Origin of the sequence: Burkholderia sp. 4NA327C6 (genome assembly GCF_005502655.1) — a bacterium.
Classification (GTDB): Bacteria; Pseudomonadota; Gammaproteobacteria; order Burkholderiales; family Burkholderiaceae; genus Burkholderia; species Burkholderia contaminans.
Genome location: NZ_SCNZ01000045.1, coordinates 33,777 through 51,492, shown reverse-complemented (window position 1 = coordinate 51,492; position 17,716 = coordinate 33,777). Strand labels below are relative to the sequence as shown.

The window sequence follows — 17,716 nt, the reverse complement described above, 5'->3', positions numbered from 1 at the left end:
AAACCGGGCCAGAACGGGGGCCCGGTCGCAGGTCTCTCACACTTAGCGGCAGTGCTGACCGAAAGTTTAGATCGAATTGGGGATTTTTTTCGCGCAAACGTTGAAACCGCGCGCGGCGGGCTGCCGGGCGCGGTCCAGAGGGTGCAACAGGCGGGAGCCGACGGGGGCCGTCAGCCGATCTGCTGCATGATCGAGATCAGCTTCTTCGCGTAATTCGGGTCGGTCGCGTAGCCGGCCTTCTGCATCCCGTGCGCGAACCCTTCGACGCTGCGGCTCGCGCTCAGCACGCCCGAGTAGCGCGGGTTGTTCTTCAGCAGGTTCGCGTAATCGGTCATCGCGTGCTCATACGAATCGTACGCGCGGAATTTCGCGACCACGCGGCGCGGCGTGCCGTTCACGTATTCGGTGGTCAGCGCCGACACCGTGCGGCCCGTCCAGCCCTTGGTCGCCTTGATGCCGAACACGTTGTAGCTCGTCGAGCCGTCGGTCGCGCGGATCTCGCGCTTGCCCCAGCCCGATTCGAGCGCCGCCTGCCCGACGATGAAGCGCGCCGGGATGCCGGTCGACGCGCTGGCCGCCTGCGCGGGGCCCGCGAGCCGGTCGACGAACGCGTCGGCGTCCTGCACGCCGCTCGCGCCCTTCAGCGGCGGCGTCAGCGCGCTGCCGGCCGAATAGCCGCGCGTGCCGGCGAGCCCGCCGTTGTTGGCCGCGTTCGCGTAGGCCTTCGCCATCGCGTTCATCGCGGCGAGGCCGCCTTCGTTGCCGGACCCGCCGAGGCCGGCCGCGCCCAGCCCGGCCGCGCCGACGTCGGCCGCCGTGTCGCTGCCCGCGCCCTGCCCCGCATTGCGCAGCAGCTGCTTCATCAGCGCGTCGGCCACGCCGATCCCGCGCGTCGACATCTGCTGCGCGAGCTGCTGGTCGAGCATCGACGTGTACATCTTCGACGTATGCGAATCGAACAGCCCGCCGTCGGGCGACGCGTCGCGCATGCTCTTGAGCATCATCTGCGTGAACATCGCGTCGAATTGGCCGGCGACCGCCTTCGCGCCGGCCTGCGGCGACTGCTTCGCCTGCGCGCGCAGGGCGTCGAAACCCTGCACGTCGAGCGCAAAGCGCTGCGTGAGGTCGTTCGCGTTCGGGAGACTGGCTGCCATTTAGATGATCTCCAGGTCGGCGCGCAGCGCGCCGGCGGCCTTCATCGCCTGCAGGATCGACATCAGGTCCGCGGGCGTTGCGCCGAGCGTATTCAGCGCCTTCACGACGTCGGCGAGATTCGCGCCGGCCGTCACCATCTTCAGCGCGCCGTTGTCCTGCTTCAGCTGGATCTGCGACTGCTGCGCCACCACCGTCTGCCCGTTCGAGAACGGCCCCGGCTGCGATACCACCGGCTGCGTGTTGACCACGACCGACAGGTTGCCGTGCGCGACCGCGCAGCTCTGCAGCGTGACCATCTGGTTCATCACGATCGAGCCGGTGCGCGCGTTCAGGATCACCTTCGCCGCGGCCTTGTCCGGGCTGACGTCGAGGTTCTGCAGCCGCGCCATGAACGCGACCTGCTGCGCCGAATCGGCCGGCGCGGCCAGCTGGATCGTGCGGCCGTCGAGCGCCGTCGCGGTGCCCGGGCCGAAGCTCGAATTGACCGCGGACACGATCCGCTGCGCGGTGCCGTAATCCATGTCGTTCAGTTGCAGCTGCAGCACGCCGTTCATCTGCGCGATCGCGTTCGGCACCGAACGCTCGACGATCGCGCCGCCGACGATCCGGCCGGCCGCGAGCTGGTTCACCTGCACGCGGCTGCCGTTCGCGCTGGCGCCGGCGCCGCCGACCGCCATGTTGCCCTGCGCGAGCGCATAGACCTGGCCGTCCGCGCCTTTCAGCGGCGTCAGCAGCAGCGTGCCGCCGCGCAGGCTCTTCGCGTTGCCGAGCGACGACACGGTGACGTCGAGCGCCTCGCCCGGCCGCGCGAACGGCGGCAGCGTGGCGGTCACCATCACGGCCGCGACGTTCTTCAGCTGCATGTTGCTCAGCTGCGACGCGCCGCCGTTGGCCGAACCGTTGTTGATCGAGATGCCGAGGTTCGCGAGCATGTTCGCGAGCGTCTGCGTCGTGAACGGCGTCTGCATCGTCTGGTCGCCCGTGCCGTCGAGGCCGACGACGAGGCCATAGCCGATCAGCGGGTTGTCGCGCACGCCCTGGATCTGCGCGAGATCCTTCAGGCGTTCCGCGTGCGCGGGCGCCGCGCCGAGCAAGCACGCCGCGGCCACCGCCGCGAACGCGACGGCGAGCCGTGCGGCGGCCTGCGCGCGGGCCGGGAAGCGGTCGAGAAGCATCTTCTTCATCGTCATCACCACGGCGCGATGTTGAGGAAGAAGCGCTGCAGCCAGCCCATCGTCTCGGCTTCGTTGATGTAGCCCTTCGACGAGTATTCGATCTTCGCGTCGGCGACCTGCGTCGAGTAGACGGAGTTCGCGCCCGAGATCGTGTTCGGGTTCACGACACCCGAGAAGCGTACGAATTCGTTGCCCTGGTTGATCAGCATCTGCTTCTCGCCGCTGACCACCAGGTTGCCGTTCGGCAGCACGTTGGTGACGGTCACCGTGATCGTGCCGTTGAACGTGTTCGCCGCGCTCGCGCCGCCGGTCGCCGCGAACTTGTTGTTGCCCGCCGCCGACAGGTTCGCCTTCGCGAACAGCCCGCCGAGGAAGCCGGCCGTCGGCACGTTGAAGTCGGTGTTGCCCTGCCGGTTCGTGTTCGCGCCCGACGACTTGGTCGCGTTGATGTTCTCCGCGATCATGATCGTCAGGATGTCGCCGACGTTGCGCGGACGCTGATCCTCGAAGAGCGGCCGCCCCGCGTAGCCCGGGTTGTAGATCGAGCCGGGCGCCTGCATCGACATCGGCGTCGGCGGCTGCGCCGTCATCGGCTGCTGGATGATCGGATCGCGCGGAATCTGCGCGCAACCGGCGGCGAGCGCCGCCACCGCGACCGCGCATGCGGCGCGGACGGTGGCTGACGGGAGGAGGCGAACCTGCTTCATGGCGACGGCGGGTGTTCCGGTTAGCTCTTCATCTGCGTGACGGTCTGCAGCATCTGGTCGGACGTCGTCACGGCCTTGCTGTTGATCTCGTAGGCACGCTGCGTCTGGATCATGTTGACGAGCTCCTGCACGACGTTCACGTTCGACGATTCGACGTAGTTCTGGCTGAGCGTGCCCGCGCCGTTCAGGCCCGGTTGCGACACGTTCGGCGCGCCCGACGACGTCGTCTCGGAGAACAGGTTCTCGCCGCGCGCCTCGAGGCCGGCCGGGTTGATGAAGGTCGCGACCTGCAGCGAGCCGATCTGCACCGAATTGGTCGAGCCCGCCTGCGTGATCGTCACGACGCCGTCCTTGCCGATCGTCAGCGACGTCGCGTTCTGCGGGATCGTGATCGCCGGCAGGATCTGGTAGCCGCTCGACGTGACGAGCTGGCCCTGCGCGTTGGTCTGGAACGAGCCGTCGCGCGTGTAGGCGTTCGTGCCGTCCGGCATCACCACCTGGAAGAAGCCCGCGCCGTTGATCGCGACGTCCTTCGAGTTGCCGGTCTGCGTGAGGCCGCCCTGCGTGTACAGGCGCTCGGTCGCGACCTGCTGCACGCCGGTGCCGAGCTGCAGGCCCGACGGCAGTTCCGTCTGCTGCGTCGAGTTCGCGCCCGGCTGGCGGATGGTCTGGTACAGCAGATCCTCGAACACCGCGCGCGACGCCTTGAAGCCGTTCGTGCTGGTGTTCGCGAGGTTGTTCGAAATCACGTCCATCTGCGCCTGCTGCGCATTCATGCCGGTGGCGGCGATGTAGAGCGAACGGTTCATTTGTCAGGTCTCCTGCGTAGGCTGGCGCGGGCGCTCAGCTGAAGTTGAGCAGCTGGTTCGCCGTCTGCTCGTTCTGGTCGGCCGTCTGGATCAGCTTCGACTGAAGCTGGAACGCACGCGCGTTGTCGATCATCGCGACCATCGCGCTCACCGGGTTGACGTTGCTGCCTTCGAGCGAATTCGGCGTGACGACCACGTTCGGGTCGGCGTCGGCCGGATTGCCGTCGGCGGTGCGGAACAGCCCGTCGTTGCCGCGCGTGAGCGTGGCCGGGTCGGGGTTCACGAGCTTCATCTGGTCGACGATCGCGACCGCCGTCGGCGGGTCGCCCGGCATCAGCGCGGAAATCGTGCCGTCCTTGCCGATCGTCACTTCCGCGTTCGGCGGCACCGAGATCGGGCCGCCGTTGCCGACCACCGGCAGGTTGCTCGCGGTGACGAGCTGGCCGTTCTCGTCGACGTGCAGGTTGCCGGCGCGCGTGTACCCTTCGCTGCCGTCGGCCGCCTGCACCGCCAGCCAGCCCGCGCCCTGCACGGCGACGTCGAGCGGGTTGCCGGTGCGCGTGATCGGACCCGGCGCGTAGTCGGCGCCGGGCGTCGACGCGAGCACGTAGGTGCGCGTCGTCGTCGGGTCGACGTTGCTGCCGTCGCCGAAATTCATCGGCACCGCGCGATACGTCGCGAGTTGCGCGCGAAAGCCCGTCGTCGATGCGTTCGCGAGGTTGTTCGCGACCACCGCCTGCTGGTCGAGCGACTGCGACGCGCCCGTCATCGCCGTGTAGATCAGTCGGTCCATGGCTGCCGGTTGTCCGCGCTTACAGGTTGATGATCGTCTGGTCGACGGCCTGCTGCGTCTTGATCGTCTGCGCGTTCGCCTGGTAGTTGCGCTGCGCGGTGATCAGGTTGACGAGCTGCGACGTGAGGTCGACGTTCGAGTTTTCCAGCGCGCTGCCCTGCAGCTTGCCGTGGTTCGTGCTGCCCGGCGCGGAGATCTGCGGCACGCCCGACGCGGAGCTTTCCGCGTACTGGTTGCCGCCGAGGTTCACCAGCCCGTTCGGGTTGTTGAAGTTCGCAAGCGCGATCTGGCCGAGCACGGCGGTCTGGCCGTTCGAGTAGTTGCCGGTCAGCTTGCCGTCGGTGCCGATCGTGTAGGTCGTGAGCGTGCCGCTCGCGTAGCCGTCCTGCGCGAGGTTGTTCACGCCGTCCTTGCCGCCGTACTGCGTCGTGCCGGTCAGGTCGAGCGTGAGGCTCTGCGGCGTCGCCGAGCCGTCGGTGTTCGGCACCGTGAACTGGAACTGGCCGACCGACGTGGTCGGCGCGGGCGGCGTGCCCGTGGTCGTGCTCTGGATCGCGCCCGACGAATTGAAGGTGACCGTGCCGAGATCGGTCGTGGCGCCGCCCTGCACGCCCGCGTACGCTTCCCACGTGCCGGCCGCCGACTTCACGAAGTACATGTTGACCGCCTGCGAACCGCCCAGCGAGTCGTACACCTGGATCGACGTCGAGTAGTTGTAGGTCGTGTTGTCGGTCGCGCTGAACGGCGTCTTGGTCGGCACCGTGTCCTGCGAGTTCAGGTTGAACTGCGCGGAGATCTTGGTCGTCGCGGTCGGCGCGATGTTGGTCGTCGGCGCCTGCAGCGGCACGGTCTGCGCGGTGTTGATCACGCCGCCGTTGTTGGCCGCGTAGCCCATCAGGTTACGGCCTTGCGAGTCGACGATGAAGCCGTTCTTGTCGCGCTGGAACGTGCCGTCGCGCGAGTACGTCGTCACGCCGTTGTTCGACATCTGGAAGAAGCCGTTGCCGTTGATCGCGACGTCGAGCGACGAGCTCGTCGTGTTGATCGTGCCCTGGCCGAAATTCTGCGCCACCGCGTTCAGCGTCGTGCCGATACCGATCTGCGTGTTGGTCGACGTCGCGACCGAGTTCGCGTACATGTCGGCGAACTGCGCGGTGCTCGACTTGAAGCCGACCGTGTTCGCGTTCGCGATGTTGTTGCCGATCACGTCGAGCGCGTTCGATGCACCCGCGAGGCCGCTCAGACCCTGTTGATAACCCATTTCGGTCTCCGTTTCGAGATTGCTCGGTCAGTATCAGTTGGAGGGGGTGCCGCTGCCGGACGAATTCGACGCGGACGACGTGGTATTCGGGAAAATCGACGCAACCTGGGTCAGCCCCACGGTCGTGCCGTTTGACAGCACGAGCCCCGCCGTGCCGTCCGCCTGCTTGATCACGCTCTGCACGGTCGACGCCGCGAGCGTCGTGGCCGGCTGCGGCGTGCCGTTGCTGTCGGTGTACGACGCGCTGACTGTGTACTTGCCGTCCGGCAGTGCATTGCCCGCCGCGTCGGTCGGCGTCCAGTTGAACGGCACGGTGCCGGCCGACTGCGCGCCCGCGTTGATCGTGTTCACCACGGTGCCCGCCGCGTTCTTCACGGTGATCGTCAGGTTCGACACCGAGCTCGCGAGCGACACGCCGAACGGCGACGCCGCGCCGCTCTTCACCGCGACCGCGTTGCCCGGCGCGAGCACGTTCGTGCCGATCAGCAGCGCGGCCTGCGTCTGCTGGCCGGCCGTGAGCTGCGAGGACAGCGACGTGAGCGACGTGTTCAGTTGCGCGATGCCGCTCACCGTGTTGATCTGCGCGAGCTGCGACGTCATCTGCGAGCTGTCGACCGGGCTGGTCGGATCCTGGTTCTGCAGCTGCGTGACGAGCAGCTTCAGGAACGTCGCCTGCAGGTCGCTCGCCGACGTGCCGTTGGTCGACACTTTGTTGGTGTTCATCGTGTCGGTCGGCAGGTTCGACACGTTGGTGCCGTTGCCGCCGATCGTCGTGCTGGAGGAAGTCATCCTGGGTGGCCTTGTTTCTGGACTGTCTGTAAGGTCGGTCGGCGCGGCTTACGAGCCGATCGTCAGCGTCTTGAGCATCAGCGTCTTCGCGGTGTTCAGCGTCTCGACGTTGGCCTGGTACGAGCGCGATGCCGAGATCATGTTCACCATCTCCTGCACCGGATCGACGTTCGGCATCTGCACGTAGCCGTTCGAATCGGCGGCCGGGTTCGACGGGTCGTAGGTCGACTTCATCGGCGACGGGTCGTCCATCACCTTCGTCACGCGCACGCCGCCCACGCCCTGGCCGGATGCGGTGCGCGCGCCGCCGATCGGGTCGGTCGCGAACACGACCTGCTTGGCCTTGTACGGCTTGCCGTCGGGGCCGGTCGCGCTGTCGGCGTTCGCCAGGTTCGACGCGGTGACGTTCAGGCGCTGCGACTGCGCGGACAGCGCCGAGCCGGCGACGCCGAAGATGTTCATCAACGAAGGCATGGAAGCTCCTTTTGCTCGGATTCGGACGCGGTGCGCGCCATCACTGGTTCGACGTGATCGCGGCGATCATCGCCTTGATCTGCTGGGTCATCACGGTCATCCCGGTCTGGTAGTGCAGCGCGTTGTTCGCGAACTGCACCCGCTCGACGTCGAGATCGACCGTGTTGCCGTCGAGCGCCGGCTGCAGCGGCATCCGGTATTGCGCACGGCCGTAGTCGTCCGACGGGCCGCCCGTCGGGATCAGCTTCGCGGTGCCGGCCATGTGGCCCGCCGCCGTCGACACCATCGATATCCCGTTCGTCACGCCGGCCGGCTGCGCCATCGGCAGTTGCGCCGCGTTGCTCGGCGCGAGGCCGCCGCCCGCCTGCTTCAGCGAGCGCGCGAGCGTCGACGCGAAATCGACGTCGCGGGCCTGGTAGCCGGGCGTGTCGGAGTTCGCGATGTTCGACGACAGCAGTTCCTGCCGGTAGGCGCGCACGTCCAGCGCCTGTCGGCCGAACGCGAATTCCGCATCGAGTTTGTCCAGCATGTGTGCGTCTCTCCGTATGAAGCGCTGCACGCCCCTCATGCCGGATGGCGACGCGAGAGGCTTTTTTCCATGACAGCGATGGTAGGCGTCGGACGCAACCGGCAATCGGGCGAATAACGCGGCAAAGGCCCCCTCTATTCATCGTTTGCGCGACCGCCCCGCTCCCTAGAATGCGAAGCGGAGCAACGGATCGGGGATACGGCGATGACTGGCAGCGCACTTCGCGAAAGGAACGGGCGGCTCACGCACGTCCGGCGTGCGTTTGCGCTCGCCGCGGCGCTGTGGATCGCCGCCCCGGCCGCGCACGCTGACGACGGGATGATCGTGATTCCCGGGCGCGGCGAGACGGCAGAAACCGCAATCGCGCACGCCAATGCGGCGAGCGGCGGGCAGTTCGGCGGGAATGCGGCGATGGCGCCGGGTGCGGGCCTGGCGCCGGACACGGGGCGCGCAGCGAGCGGCGCGGGCGGGAGCGCGGGCGTCGCCGCCGGCGCGTCCGGTACCGGCTACGCGGCGCAACCGGCCGGCACGATGGTCGTGACGACCGTCCCGCCGCCGGCTCCTGCGCCAGCCCCGGCGCCGCGCCCGGTCTACGCAGCCGCCCGCATGAACGCCACAACCGGATATGGCGCGCCGCGCGCCGCCGATCCGAACGCGATCGCGACGGTCGTCGCCGGCACAGCCGAACCCGCGTCGAATTCCGCACGATCGACCCCACAGCCGGCCATGGCCGCACGCGTGGCGACGGCCCGTGCCGCGTCGGCCGCACCGGCCCCGCGCGCCGTCCCGGTTTCCGCGAACCCGGCCCCGGCGGCCAATGCCGCCAACGCGGCCCAGCCCGCGACGCCGCCCGGCCAGCAGGATCCCGAGTCGATCCGCCGCGCGGCCCTCGCGTTCCTGCAGCAGCAGATCGCGGGCCTGCCCGGCAAGGCCACCGCGACGGTCACGACCGCGTTTCCGCGCGGGCTCGCCGCATGCACCACGCTCGAACCGTTCATGCCGACCGGCGCGCGCCTGTGGGGCCGCACGACGGTCGGCGTGCGCTGCGCGGGCGAGCGGCCGTGGACCGTCTACCTGCAGGCGAAAGTCACCGTGCAGGCCACCTACTACGTCGCCGCTCGCCAGATCGCGCCCGGCGAGCCGCTTTCCGCGGCCGACCTGGTCGCCCGCGACGGCGACCTGACGGTGCTCCCGCTCGCGGTGATCACCGATCCGGCGCAGGCGATCGGCGCGACCGCGCTCGCGCGCATCTCGGCCGGGCTGCCGCTGCGGCAGGACCTGCTGAAGAGCGCGGCGTCGGTGTCGGCCGGCCAGACGGTGCGGGTCGTCGCGGCCGGGCCCGGCTTCACGATTTCGGCCGAGGGCAGCGCGCTGGCGAATGCGGCGCCCGGCCAGTCGGTGCGGGTGCGGATGGCAGCGGGCCAGATCGTCACGGCGATCGTCAAGGACGCCGGCACCGTGGAAATTCCGCTATAGGGACGGATCCAGCGGCAAGAATGTAAAGAATTGTTTATTCGGAGCATTTGGGGCTCGCGATGCTAAAGTTCGGGCCGACCCGGCCGTTATCTGGGTCAAACCGAACAGGAAACCCATCGTGAAGATCGATTCCACTCCGAACCCGAGCCCCCTGGCGCCGACCGGCAACGGCGCGACCCGTGCGCCATCCGGCACGGCCTCGTCCTCGTCCGCGCAGGCGGCCGATGCGGGGTCGACCGGCGGTGACACGAGCGTGAACCTGTCGGGTCTGTCCGGCCGGTTGCGCTCGGTATCCGCGTCCGGCAACGGCGATATCGACGCGGGCCTGGTCCAGTCGATCAAGGACGCGCTGAACAACGGCACGCTGACGATCGACGCGAACAAGATCGCCGACGGCGTATTGAATACCGCCCGAGAGTTGCTGCAGCAGCAGCGCCCGGGCAACTGAAGCCGGCCTCGCAAGGCCGGCCCCCCCGGTTTGCCGGCGCATTTACCCGCGCCGGCGCGACGAGCATGACGCGATGAGAGAAGAGCTGCTGGCCACGGTCAACGACGAACACGCGACGGTCGAGGCGTTCGCGTCCCTGCTCGCGTACGAGGAAAAGGCGCTGACGATGGCGCAGCCGCTCGAGATGCTGCCCGGAATCGTCGAGAAGAAAAGCGAGCTGATCGACCGGCTCGCGCAGCTCGAACGCACGCGCGACACGCAGCTTTCCGCACTCGGCTTTCCGGCCGGCAAGAAGGGGATGGACCAGGCCGCCGAGCGCGATGCCCGCCTCGCCGGCCGCTGGCAGTTGCTGCAGCAGTCCGCCGAACGCGCGCGCCAGGCCAATGCGAACAACGGGATGCTGATCCGGATCCGGATGGACTACAACGAGCGCGCGCTCGCGGTACTGCGCTCGGCGCCCGCGCCGGCCGGCGTCTACGGCCCCGACGGGCGCGTGTCGGCTCTCGCGCGCTGATACACTGACCGACCGGCGGCAGCGCCGCCACCGTACTTTCCGCATTGCGCCGCCATGCGCGGCATTTCACGTTTCGACAGACCGGGCCCGAGCCCGGCATTCACGGTCCCTTCCGATACACGGTCGCGCAGCCGCGCCGCCGTCCCGTCACAACAATCAGAAGAGGGCCGCATGCCATATTTCCGCATTCCGTTTTCATCCCGCGTCGCCGCTGTTTCCGCTGTCGCCACGCTGGGCGCCGCGTTGACGCTCCCCGTCGCGCACGCCGCCCGCCCCGCGCCGCTGCCCACGCCGACGGGCGACATGGCGCTGTCGCCGGCCGGCCCCGACATCGTGCCGCCGGCCGCATCGAGCCCGCCAAGCGCCACGCCGCGCGCGTCGCGCCGCGGATCCGACACCTACACGTACCTGCGCTGCTGGTACCGGATCGACGCGGATCCGCTGAAGCCGGCCGCGACCTACGAATGGGCGCGCAATCCCGTCGGCGGCGACTGGTATCGCGTGTCCGGGTACTGGTGGGCAGACGGCATCACGCAGTGGAAGAACATGTTCTACAGCACGACGACGCAGGACACGCTCGCCGACGTGTGTCGCAAGACGCTGGCCGCGAAGGGCATCCAGTCCGACCTCGTGCAGGCGGTCGCGGCGAACAACGCGCTGTCGTTCAACTACACGGTGTGGACCATCGACGCCGCGCAGCAGGACGCGCGCGTCAACAAGCTGATCGTGTTCGGCGACAGCCTGTCCGACACGCAGAACATGTTCAACGCGAGCCAGTGGAAGCTGCCGAACGGCACGAGCTGGCAGGCGGGGCGCTTCAGCAACGGCCCGGTGTGGGCCGAATATCTCGCGAACGCGCTGCGGCTGCCGTTCTACAACTGGGCGATCGGCGGTGCGGCGACCGACCAGTACCTCGTGGTGCCGGGCCTCGTGCAGCAGATCGACTCGTGGCGCGAATACATGGATCGCGCGCCGGACTACCGGCCCGCCAACACGCTGTTCGCGGTGTTCGCGGGCGGCAACGACCTGGTGAACTACGGGCGCTCGCCCGAGCAGGCGGCGAATGCGGTGCGCGACAGCCTCGAGCGGCTCGCCGCGGCCGGCGCGACGCGGATCCTGCTCGTCACGCTGCCGGACGTGTCGCGCGCGCCGGTGTTCGCGACCCGCACCGACACCGCGAGCGTCGCCGCGCAGGTGAAGGACTACAACCGGCGCCTCGCGGACGCGGCCGCCGCGCTGCGCGCCCGCTACGGCGCGACGCTGCGGCTCGAGGTATTCGACGCGTATGCGCTGTTCGACGACCTGCTGAGCCACCCGGCCCAGTACGGCTTCGACGACGCGAAGCGTTCGTGCCTCGACATCCCGAAGCCGTCGTCGCTCACCTACGTGAGCGCGCAGACACCGCGTGCCGACTGCCGCGATCCGGCGCGCTTCGTATTCTGGGACACGCTGCACCCCACCACGCGCACGCATGCGTGGCTCGCCGAGCGGATCGCGCCGCTGGTGCGTGCGCGCCTGCTGAACTGACCGGCGCGGGCGGCAGTGCCTACAGCAGCGGACACGCGGTGACCTGCGTGCCGCGCTCCACGCACAGCCGCTCGTAGTCGCGCAGGTACGCGCGCTCGTCGTCGTCCAGCAGGTCGAGATCGATCAGGTCCCAGTCGTAGCCGACCGTCACGATGTTCTCGAACGTGACGGTATCCGGCTGCGCGTCGTCCCGGTGGATGATCACGATGTTCTCGATCCGCACGCCGCCCTTGCCCGGCACGTAGATGCCCGGCTCGACCGAAACCACCGCATTGGGCACGAGCCCGTACTTCGCGCCCGGCGCGAACCGCACGCCGCCCTCGTGCACGTGAATCCCGACGCCGTGCCCGGTGCCGTGACCGAAATCGTGGCCGTGGTCGCGGCACACCTGCCGCACGAGCGCATCGACGTCGCCGCCCTTCGCGGTGCTCGGGAAGCGCGTGACGAGCCCCTTGATGCAGGCCTTCAGCGCGACCGTGTAGATCTCGCGCTGCCACGGCTGCGCGACCGTCTCCGGCCGGGTCCGGCGCAGTACCACACGCGTGCAGTCCGTCGCGAAGCCCGCTTCGTAGTACGCGCCGCTGTCGAGCAGCACGAGTTCGCCTTCCGTCAGCTCGACGTCGGCGCTCGCCGCGGTGTAATGCGCGAACGCGCTGTTCGCGCCGTTCGCCGCGATCGACGGAAACGTCAGCGCCACCGCCGAGCGTGCGCCGTACGCGTCGTTGATCGTGCGCGCCAGGTCGTATTCGGTGTGGCGCACGCCCGGCTCGCCGGCCTTCGCCCAGCGCATCGTCTCGGCGATCGCCGCGGAGCTGCGCGCGAACGCGTCGCGGAACCGGGCGAGCACCGCCGGCGTCTTGCTGGCGCGCATCGCCTCGACCGGGTTGAAGTCGGCCTGCCGCGCTTGCGGCCACACGCGCTTCACCGCGTCGACGAGCGCGCAGTTCACCGATTCGAAGCCGTAGCACACGTGCTCGACGTCGAACTGTGCGAGAAAGCGCTCGAGCGCCGCGACATCGCGCCGGATCACGTGCAGCGCCGGATACGACGCGAGCGTGACCTCGCAGCGGTCGCAGCCTTCCGGCAGGAACAACGCCACCTGGCCGCCGACCGCGAACAGGAAGCCGAGGTGCGACGACGCATTCGGAATGTGATAGCCGCGGCTGTTCAGCAGATACGCGAGATCGTCCGACGCGCAGGTGAAGAACGCGGTCTTGCCGTCCGGCGCGCCGGTATGCGCGGCGAGCTGGCGGTTCAGCGTGTCGAGGTTCTGCGCGACGCTCAGGCCCGTCGCCGCTTCCGGCACTTCGAAGATCGGCCGCTCGACGACCCAGCCCGGCAGCGCGATCGCACGATCGATCTCCCGGTCGGCGAGGCTCGTCCAGTCGAGCGACGCGGCCTGCGTCTGCTCGAACAGGCGATCGCGCTGCGCGACGCTGATCCGCCGCGCGTCGTAGCCGACCCGCGCGAGCCGGCTGCCGTGCGCGACCAGCCAGTCGGCCATCGCCTGCCAGATCGTCACGTTCATCCCGAGCTTCTCGATGCGCACGCGCGCCGGATCGCACTGCTGCTCGGCCTGCAGGTGATAGCGGCCGTCGACGAACAGCACGAACGGGGGCAGATCGAGCGCCTGCGCGGTCGCCGCGCTCAGGAAGATCCCGCAGCCGGCCGAGCCGTCGAAACCCGACACCGCGTAGCGCGGATTGTTTAGGAGCGGCAGGTACTCGGTCACGTATTCGTCCTGCGACGTGACCAGCACCGCGTCGAGCCGCGCGGCATCGAGCAGGCGCGACAGGCCCGCCTGCGTGTCGACGACGGACGCGTCGTACGGGGGAAGGCCGGAGAAGCTGTATTTCAGTCGATCGATCATCGGAAGCCCGTTATGCATTGTTGTCGGCGGCCGGCGGTGACGCGGCGGGGGTGCAGGCCCGAGGCAGGCCTGATGCGGCACGGCGCCGCTGCGGGTGGACGTTCGGCCCGGCGCGGCACGGCGCCGGACCGCCGTGCCGTTCCGGCAGCAGGTCCTTAAAAAAATTTTCGTCCCACTTAACTTTTTTTGATACGCGCGACAGAATCTAGAGCACGTCGAAATTGAGGTCAAGCTCAAATTTTCGTAGGGCTAAAATCGGCGCGGCGCCTGCGCATCTCGGCACAACGGGAATTCGTCCGGCGATGCTGCGCGGTACAATTCGCCGTCCCGACGGCCGTGCTTCGGGCGATGCGCGAAAATCACCGTCCGGCGACTGCACCGCCCGTCCGCTCGCCTCCCGACTCGTTGTCACGAAAGAGATTCATGGATTCAGACATCATGCGTATCGGCCAGCGCATTCGCCGCCTGCGCCGGGAAGCGAAGAAGACGCTGCTGGAAGTCGCGACCGAAGCGAAACTGTCGGTCGGGTTCCTGTCCCAGGTCGAGCGCCACCTCACCGGTATCTCGCTGTCGTCGCTCGTCAACGTCGCGAAGGCACTCGGCGTGCCGCTCGGCGCGCTGGTCGACCAGCCGCGCCAGGCCCAGCCCGATTCGTACGAGGGCCGCCGCAAGCCGTACGCGCTCGACGCCAGGTCGCAGTGGTACGAGCGCCTCTCCACCACGTTCGACGGCAGCCAGATCAATGCGGTCAAGGTGCAGATGATGGAAGGCTACCGCTCGGAATGGGTCGCGCACGGCGGCGACGAATTCGTGTACGTACTGGCCGGCCGGATCTGCTACACGGTCGGCAAGAAGGATTACCCACTGTCGCCCGGCGACTCGCTGCACTTCGACGCGCGCAAGCGGCACCGGGTCGCCAACGTGGGCGACGGGCCGGCCGAGGTGATCACGGTCGGCACGCTGCCGCTGTTCGACGACCGTGGCACCGGGTTCGTGTCGGCGACGATGGACGCCGGGAAACCGGCGCCCGCCGCGCGTGCGACGCCGGGCGAGCCGCGCGTGAGCCGCCGCGGGCCGGCGCCCAAGCGGGCGGAGCGCGATCGCGACGCCGGCACGACGGGAAAGGCAAAAAAGGCCGCGGCCAAGCCGCGCGCATCCGCCGGCAAACGCCCGGCGGCCGCGAAGCCGGCGCGCAAGAAGAAGTCTTAACGGTTGCCGGCAGGGCGACGCACGCCCTTCCCGCCGGCCCTATTCACCGCCCCTATTCGCCGATCTCGAGCGCCTGCGCGACGGCCTCGATCCGTGCGCGATGCACGGCGTCCTTGATCTTCTCCGTATCGTTGCCGATGCCGCGCGCGATTGCGCCGGCATCGACGCTGCGCGCGGCCGCGAGCGCGACGCGCAGCCGCTCGGCCTGCGGATACGGCTGCGCTTCGAGCCCGAGCCGCCCGCGCGCATCCGATTCGCATGCCTGCAGCATTTCGGCGAAACGTGCCGGCTTGCGCAGCGCGTCGCTGCGCTCGAACAGCCGCACCAGCGCGGCCGCACCCATCTCCATCACGCGATGCAGGTTGCCGTGCTCGCGCGCGACGACCAGCGCGAGATCGCGGCATTCGTTCGGCACGCGCAACCGCTCGCACAACGGCTTGAGCAGGTCGACGCTGCGCCCCTCGTGGCCGACGTGGCGCGGCAGCACGTCGGCGGGCGTCGTCGCCTTGCCGAGATCGTGCGTGAGCGCCGCGAAGCGCACCGGCAGCGAATAACCCTGCTTCGCCGCGTAGTCGACGACCATCATCACGTGCACGCCCGTGTCGACTTCCGGGTGGTAGTCGGCGCGCTGCGGCACGCCCCACAACGCATCGACTTCCGGCAGGATGCGCGCGAGCGCGCCGCACTCGCGCAGTACCGCGAACATCCGCGACGGCTTCGCTTCCATCAGCCCGCGCGCGATTTCCTGCCACACGCGCTCAGGCACGAGCGCGTCGACCTCGCCCGCGTCGACCATCCGCCGCATCAGCGCGAGCGTTTCGTCCGCCACCGTGAAATCCGCGAACCGCGCGGCGAAGCGGGCGATGCGCAGGATCCGCACCGGATCCTCGACGAAGGCGTCGCTCACATGCCGGAACACGCGCGCACGCAGGTCGGCCTGCCCGTCGAACGGATCGATCACCGGCCCGACCAGGTCGCCCTCCGGGCTCACCTCGCGCGCCATCGCGTTGATCGTCAGGTCGCGCCGCGCGAGATCCTCGTCGAGCGTCACGTCCGGCGCGTAGTGGAACTGGAAGCCGTGATAGCCGGCCGCCGTCTTGCGCTCGGTGCGCGCGAGCGCGTACTCCTCCTGCGTCCGCGGATGCAGGAATACCGGGAAATCCTTGCCGACCGGCCGGAACCCCTGCGCGGCCATCTGCTCGGGGGTCGCACCCACCACCACGTAATCGCGGTCCTGCACGGGCACGCCGAGCAGCTCGTCGCGGATGGCGCCGCCTACTGCGTAGATATTCATGGCTGAGGCTCGTATTCGGCGATCACGTTCGTCTCGCGGCGCGCGGCGTCGATCCAGCGCTGGACGGCCGGCAGCGCCGTCACGCGCGCCGCATAGCCGGCCGCTTCCGGCGACAGGCCCGGCGCGTACGTGTTGAAGCGCATCACGACGGGCGCGTACATCGCATCGGCAATGCCGAATTCGCCGAACAGGAACGGCCCGCCCGACGCCTCGAGACACGCGCTCCACAGCGCATCGATGCGCGCGACATCGGCGAGCGCGTCGGGGGTCGCGCCGCGCCCCGGCATCGACGCGCGCACGTTCATGCCCATCTGCGTGCGCAGCGCCGCGAAGCCCGAATGCATCTCGGCCGAGACGCAGCGCGCATGCGCGCGCTCGAGCGGATCGGCCGGCCACATCGGAAACTGCGGATAGCGTTCGGCGAGCGTCTCGGCGATCGCGAGCGAATCCCAGATCGCGACGCCGTGGTCGTCGACCAGGCACGGCACCTTGCCGGACGGCGAATACTCGCGGATGCGCGCGGCCGTGTCATCGTGGCGCAGCTCGATCGCGATCTCGTCGAACGGGATGCCGAAATGCGTGAGCAGCAGCCACGGGCGCATCGACCACGACGAATAGTTCTTGTCTCCAATGACGAGTTTCATGACGGTGATCCGGAAAACGCGAAAGTGAAAGGGAAGACGCTGCCGGCCTAGCGGCGCGAGCGGAACCAGTCGAACCGGGAGCGCTGCGCGGCCTGACCGAGATACGCGGGCGCGATGCTTTCGAGACTCGCGGGCGAGATCCCGAGTTCCGGCGCGAGCGGCCCCGACAGCACGTTCGGCACCGACATCGTCGCGAGATTGTCGCGCGTGAGCACGGGCTCGCCGGGCAGGCATTCGAACACGCTCGCCTGCAGCCGCGCGAGCGCGTCGGGCAGCCGCACGATGCGTGCCTGCCGGCCGACCAGCGTGCCGCAATAGCGCACCAGCTGCTCGAGCGTGTAGACGGTCGGGCCGCCGAGTTCGTAGGTCTTGCCGTGTGCGGCCGCGAGATCGAGCGTGTTGACGAACGCGCGCACGACATCGCCGACGAACACCGGCTGGAAGCGCGCGTCGGGCATCGCGAGCGGCAGCACCGGCACCGAGCGCTGCAGGGCCGCGAACGTGTTGAGGAACGCATCGCCGGGGCCGAACACGACCGACGGACGGAAGATCGTCAGCGCAAGCGAATCGGTCGCCGCGATCGCATGCAGCGCGGCCTCGCCGTCGCCCTTCGAGCGCTGGTACATGCTCACGCCGTGCGAATCGGCGCCGAGCGCGCTCATGTGCAGCAGGCGCTGTACGCCCGCCTCGGTGCAGGCGGTCGCGAGCGCGGCCGGCAGCGTGACGTGTGCGCTCGCGAAACCGGGCCCGTACGGCGTGCCGCGGCCGCCGTGCAGCACGCCGACGAGGTTGATCGCCGCGTGCGCACCGGCCACGAAGCGCGCAAGCGTGCGCGTGTCGAGCGCGTCGAGCTCGACGATTTCGACCGGCAGCATCTGCAGGTGGCGCGCGTGGTCACGCCGGCGCGTGCCGATCCGAACCTGCTTGCCGGATTCGATCAGCGCATTGACGAGCCGGCTGCCGATGAAGCCGGTGCCGCCCAGCAGCGCGACGGTCTGGCGATCCATGTCGTGAGCCTCAAAAGAACACTGCCGCGTCTCGC

The 17,716-nt window shown here is 69.0% G+C and carries 18 protein-coding genes; 5 read left to right on the top strand and 13 right to left on the bottom strand.

Annotation, left to right across the window (positions count from 1 at the left end; translation table 11 throughout):
* Nucleotides 1-170: 170 nt before the first annotated feature.
* From flgJ to FFS49_RS32635, 9 genes are read right to left on the bottom strand one after another with little or no spacing between them, the layout of a single operon-like run.
* The gene (flgJ, locus tag FFS49_RS32675) at nt 171-1,154 is read right to left on the bottom strand and encodes a flagellar assembly peptidoglycan hydrolase FlgJ (protein ID WP_039369153.1); all 984 of its coding nucleotides are present in this window, start codon (nt 1,152-1,154) and stop codon (nt 171-173) included.
* Nucleotides 1,155-2,345 carry a flagellar basal body P-ring protein FlgI gene (locus tag FFS49_RS32670; RefSeq protein ID WP_105817500.1) on the bottom strand — a complete coding sequence of 397 codons (1,191 nt, stop codon included), beginning with the start codon at nt 2,343-2,345 and terminating at the stop codon, nt 1,155-1,157.
* Nucleotides 2,345-3,037, bottom strand: coding sequence for a flagellar basal body L-ring protein FlgH (gene flgH / locus FFS49_RS32665; RefSeq protein ID WP_039369155.1), 693 nt, complete (start codon nt 3,035-3,037; stop codon nt 2,345-2,347). The genes FFS49_RS32670 and flgH overlap by 1 nt, the downstream gene beginning before the upstream one ends.
* 20 nt (nt 3,038-3,057) lie before the next feature.
* Nucleotides 3,058-3,846, bottom strand: coding sequence for a flagellar basal-body rod protein FlgG (gene flgG, locus FFS49_RS32660; protein WP_039369158.1), 789 nt, complete (start codon nt 3,844-3,846; stop codon nt 3,058-3,060).
* Between the two features lie 34 nt (nt 3,847-3,880).
* Nucleotides 3,881-4,639: a flagellar basal-body rod protein FlgF gene (flgF, locus tag FFS49_RS32655; RefSeq protein WP_071335218.1), complete on the bottom strand. Its 759-nt coding sequence runs from the start codon at nt 4,637-4,639 to the stop codon at nt 3,881-3,883.
* A 19-nt stretch (nt 4,640-4,658) separates the two neighbouring features.
* Nucleotides 4,659-5,900, bottom strand: a complete 1,242-nt coding sequence (flgE, locus tag FFS49_RS32650; protein WP_039369164.1) for a flagellar hook protein FlgE — start codon at nt 5,898-5,900, stop codon at nt 4,659-4,661.
* Between the two features lie 33 nt (nt 5,901-5,933).
* Nucleotides 5,934-6,689, bottom strand: coding sequence for a flagellar hook assembly protein FlgD (locus FFS49_RS32645; protein ID WP_039369167.1), 756 nt, complete (start codon nt 6,687-6,689; stop codon nt 5,934-5,936).
* A 48-nt stretch (nt 6,690-6,737) separates the two neighbouring features.
* Nucleotides 6,738-7,163, bottom strand: coding sequence for a flagellar basal body rod protein FlgC (gene flgC, locus FFS49_RS32640; protein WP_011353470.1), 426 nt, complete (start codon nt 7,161-7,163; stop codon nt 6,738-6,740).
* 40 nt (nt 7,164-7,203) lie between these two features.
* A complete protein-coding gene (locus tag FFS49_RS32635; protein WP_105817499.1) occupies nt 7,204-7,692 on the bottom strand; it encodes a flagellar basal body rod protein FlgB in 489 nt (162 codons plus the stop codon).
* 204 nt (nt 7,693-7,896) lie between these two features.
* Between FFS49_RS32635 and flgA the strand changes: the two genes are divergently transcribed.
* From flgA to FFS49_RS32615, 4 genes are all read left to right on the top strand, one after another.
* Nucleotides 7,897-9,168 carry a flagellar basal body P-ring formation chaperone FlgA gene (gene flgA / locus FFS49_RS32630; protein WP_105817498.1) on the top strand — a complete coding sequence of 424 codons (1,272 nt, stop codon included), beginning with the start codon at nt 7,897-7,899 and terminating at the stop codon, nt 9,166-9,168.
* A 118-nt stretch (nt 9,169-9,286) separates the two neighbouring features.
* On the top strand, nt 9,287-9,616 hold the full coding sequence (gene flgM / locus FFS49_RS32625) for a flagellar biosynthesis anti-sigma factor FlgM (RefSeq protein WP_039369176.1): 330 nt from the start codon (nt 9,287-9,289) through the stop codon (nt 9,614-9,616).
* 73 nt (nt 9,617-9,689) lie between these two features.
* Nucleotides 9,690-10,130 (top strand): flagellar protein FlgN, encoded by a 441-nt coding sequence (locus FFS49_RS32620; RefSeq protein ID WP_039369179.1) that lies wholly within the window; start codon nt 9,690-9,692, stop codon nt 10,128-10,130.
* Nucleotides 10,131-10,301: 171 nt separating this feature from the next.
* Complete coding sequence (locus FFS49_RS32615) at nt 10,302-11,657, top strand: SGNH/GDSL hydrolase family protein (RefSeq protein WP_105817497.1); 1,356 nt, start codon at nt 10,302-10,304, stop codon at nt 11,655-11,657.
* A gap of 19 nt (nt 11,658-11,676) precedes the next feature.
* Here FFS49_RS32615 and FFS49_RS32610 read toward each other — a convergent pair whose 3' ends face one another.
* A complete protein-coding gene (locus FFS49_RS32610) occupies nt 11,677-13,527 on the bottom strand; it encodes a M24 family metallopeptidase (protein WP_105817496.1) in 1,851 nt (616 codons plus the stop codon).
* 423 nt (nt 13,528-13,950) lie between these two features.
* Here FFS49_RS32610 and FFS49_RS32605 point away from each other — a divergent pair, with 423 nt between their 5' ends.
* A complete protein-coding gene (locus FFS49_RS32605) occupies nt 13,951-14,736 on the top strand; it encodes an XRE family transcriptional regulator (RefSeq protein ID WP_105817495.1) in 786 nt (261 codons plus the stop codon).
* A gap of 52 nt (nt 14,737-14,788) precedes the next feature.
* Here FFS49_RS32605 and FFS49_RS32600 read toward each other — a convergent pair whose 3' ends face one another.
* Genes FFS49_RS32600 through FFS49_RS32590 form a run of 3 tightly spaced genes read right to left on the bottom strand, consistent with a single transcriptional unit; the run spans nt 14,789 to nt 17,681 of the window.
* A complete protein-coding gene (locus FFS49_RS32600) occupies nt 14,789-16,030 on the bottom strand; it encodes a multifunctional CCA addition/repair protein (RefSeq protein ID WP_039354830.1) in 1,242 nt (413 codons plus the stop codon).
* Entirely contained in the window at nt 16,027-16,674 is a 648-nt protein-coding gene (locus FFS49_RS32595) for a glutathione S-transferase family protein (RefSeq protein ID WP_105817494.1), read from the bottom strand. The genes FFS49_RS32600 and FFS49_RS32595 overlap by 4 nt, the downstream gene beginning before the upstream one ends.
* Before the next feature lie 47 nt (nt 16,675-16,721).
* Nucleotides 16,722-17,681, bottom strand: a complete 960-nt coding sequence (locus tag FFS49_RS32590; RefSeq protein WP_105817493.1) for a complex I NDUFA9 subunit family protein — start codon at nt 17,679-17,681, stop codon at nt 16,722-16,724.
* Nucleotides 17,682-17,716: the final 35 nt, after the last annotated feature.

What these genes read in the sequence shown, in the direction of transcription:
- flgJ (WP_039369153.1), bottom strand. Translation starts at nt 1,154, where the DNA reads ATGGCAGCCAGTCTCCCGAACGCGAACGACCTCACGCAGCGCTTTGCG.
- FFS49_RS32670 (WP_105817500.1), bottom strand. Translation starts at nt 2,345, where the DNA reads ATGACGATGAAGAAGATGCTTCTCGACCGCTTCCCGGCCCGCGCGCAG.
- flgH (WP_039369155.1), bottom strand. Translation starts at nt 3,037, where the DNA reads ATGAAGCAGGTTCGCCTCCTCCCGTCAGCCACCGTCCGCGCCGCATGC.
- flgG (WP_039369158.1), bottom strand. Translation starts at nt 3,846, where the DNA reads ATGAACCGTTCGCTCTACATCGCCGCCACCGGCATGAATGCGCAGCAG.
- flgF (WP_071335218.1), bottom strand. Translation starts at nt 4,639, where the DNA reads ATGGACCGACTGATCTACACGGCGATGACGGGCGCGTCGCAGTCGCTC.
- flgE (WP_039369164.1), bottom strand. Translation starts at nt 5,900, where the DNA reads ATGGGTTATCAACAGGGTCTGAGCGGCCTCGCGGGTGCATCGAACGCG.
- FFS49_RS32645 (WP_039369167.1), bottom strand. Translation starts at nt 6,689, where the DNA reads ATGACTTCCTCCAGCACGACGATCGGCGGCAACGGCACCAACGTGTCG.
- flgC (WP_011353470.1), bottom strand. Translation starts at nt 7,163, where the DNA reads ATGCCTTCGTTGATGAACATCTTCGGCGTCGCCGGCTCGGCGCTGTCC.
- FFS49_RS32635 (WP_105817499.1), bottom strand. Translation starts at nt 7,692, where the DNA reads ATGCTGGACAAACTCGATGCGGAATTCGCGTTCGGCCGACAGGCGCTG.
- flgA (WP_105817498.1), top strand. Translation starts at nt 7,897, where the DNA reads ATGACTGGCAGCGCACTTCGCGAAAGGAACGGGCGGCTCACGCACGTC.
- FFS49_RS32620 (WP_039369179.1), top strand. Translation starts at nt 9,690, where the DNA reads ATGAGAGAAGAGCTGCTGGCCACGGTCAACGACGAACACGCGACGGTC.
- FFS49_RS32615 (WP_105817497.1), top strand. Translation starts at nt 10,302, where the DNA reads ATGCCATATTTCCGCATTCCGTTTTCATCCCGCGTCGCCGCTGTTTCC.
- FFS49_RS32610 (WP_105817496.1), bottom strand. Translation starts at nt 13,527, where the DNA reads ATGATCGATCGACTGAAATACAGCTTCTCCGGCCTTCCCCCGTACGAC.
- FFS49_RS32605 (WP_105817495.1), top strand. Translation starts at nt 13,951, where the DNA reads ATGGATTCAGACATCATGCGTATCGGCCAGCGCATTCGCCGCCTGCGC.
- FFS49_RS32600 (WP_039354830.1), bottom strand. Translation starts at nt 16,030, where the DNA reads ATGAATATCTACGCAGTAGGCGGCGCCATCCGCGACGAGCTGCTCGGC.
- FFS49_RS32595 (WP_105817494.1), bottom strand. Translation starts at nt 16,674, where the DNA reads ATGAAACTCGTCATTGGAGACAAGAACTATTCGTCGTGGTCGATGCGC.
- FFS49_RS32590 (WP_105817493.1), bottom strand. Translation starts at nt 17,681, where the DNA reads ATGGATCGCCAGACCGTCGCGCTGCTGGGCGGCACCGGCTTCATCGGC.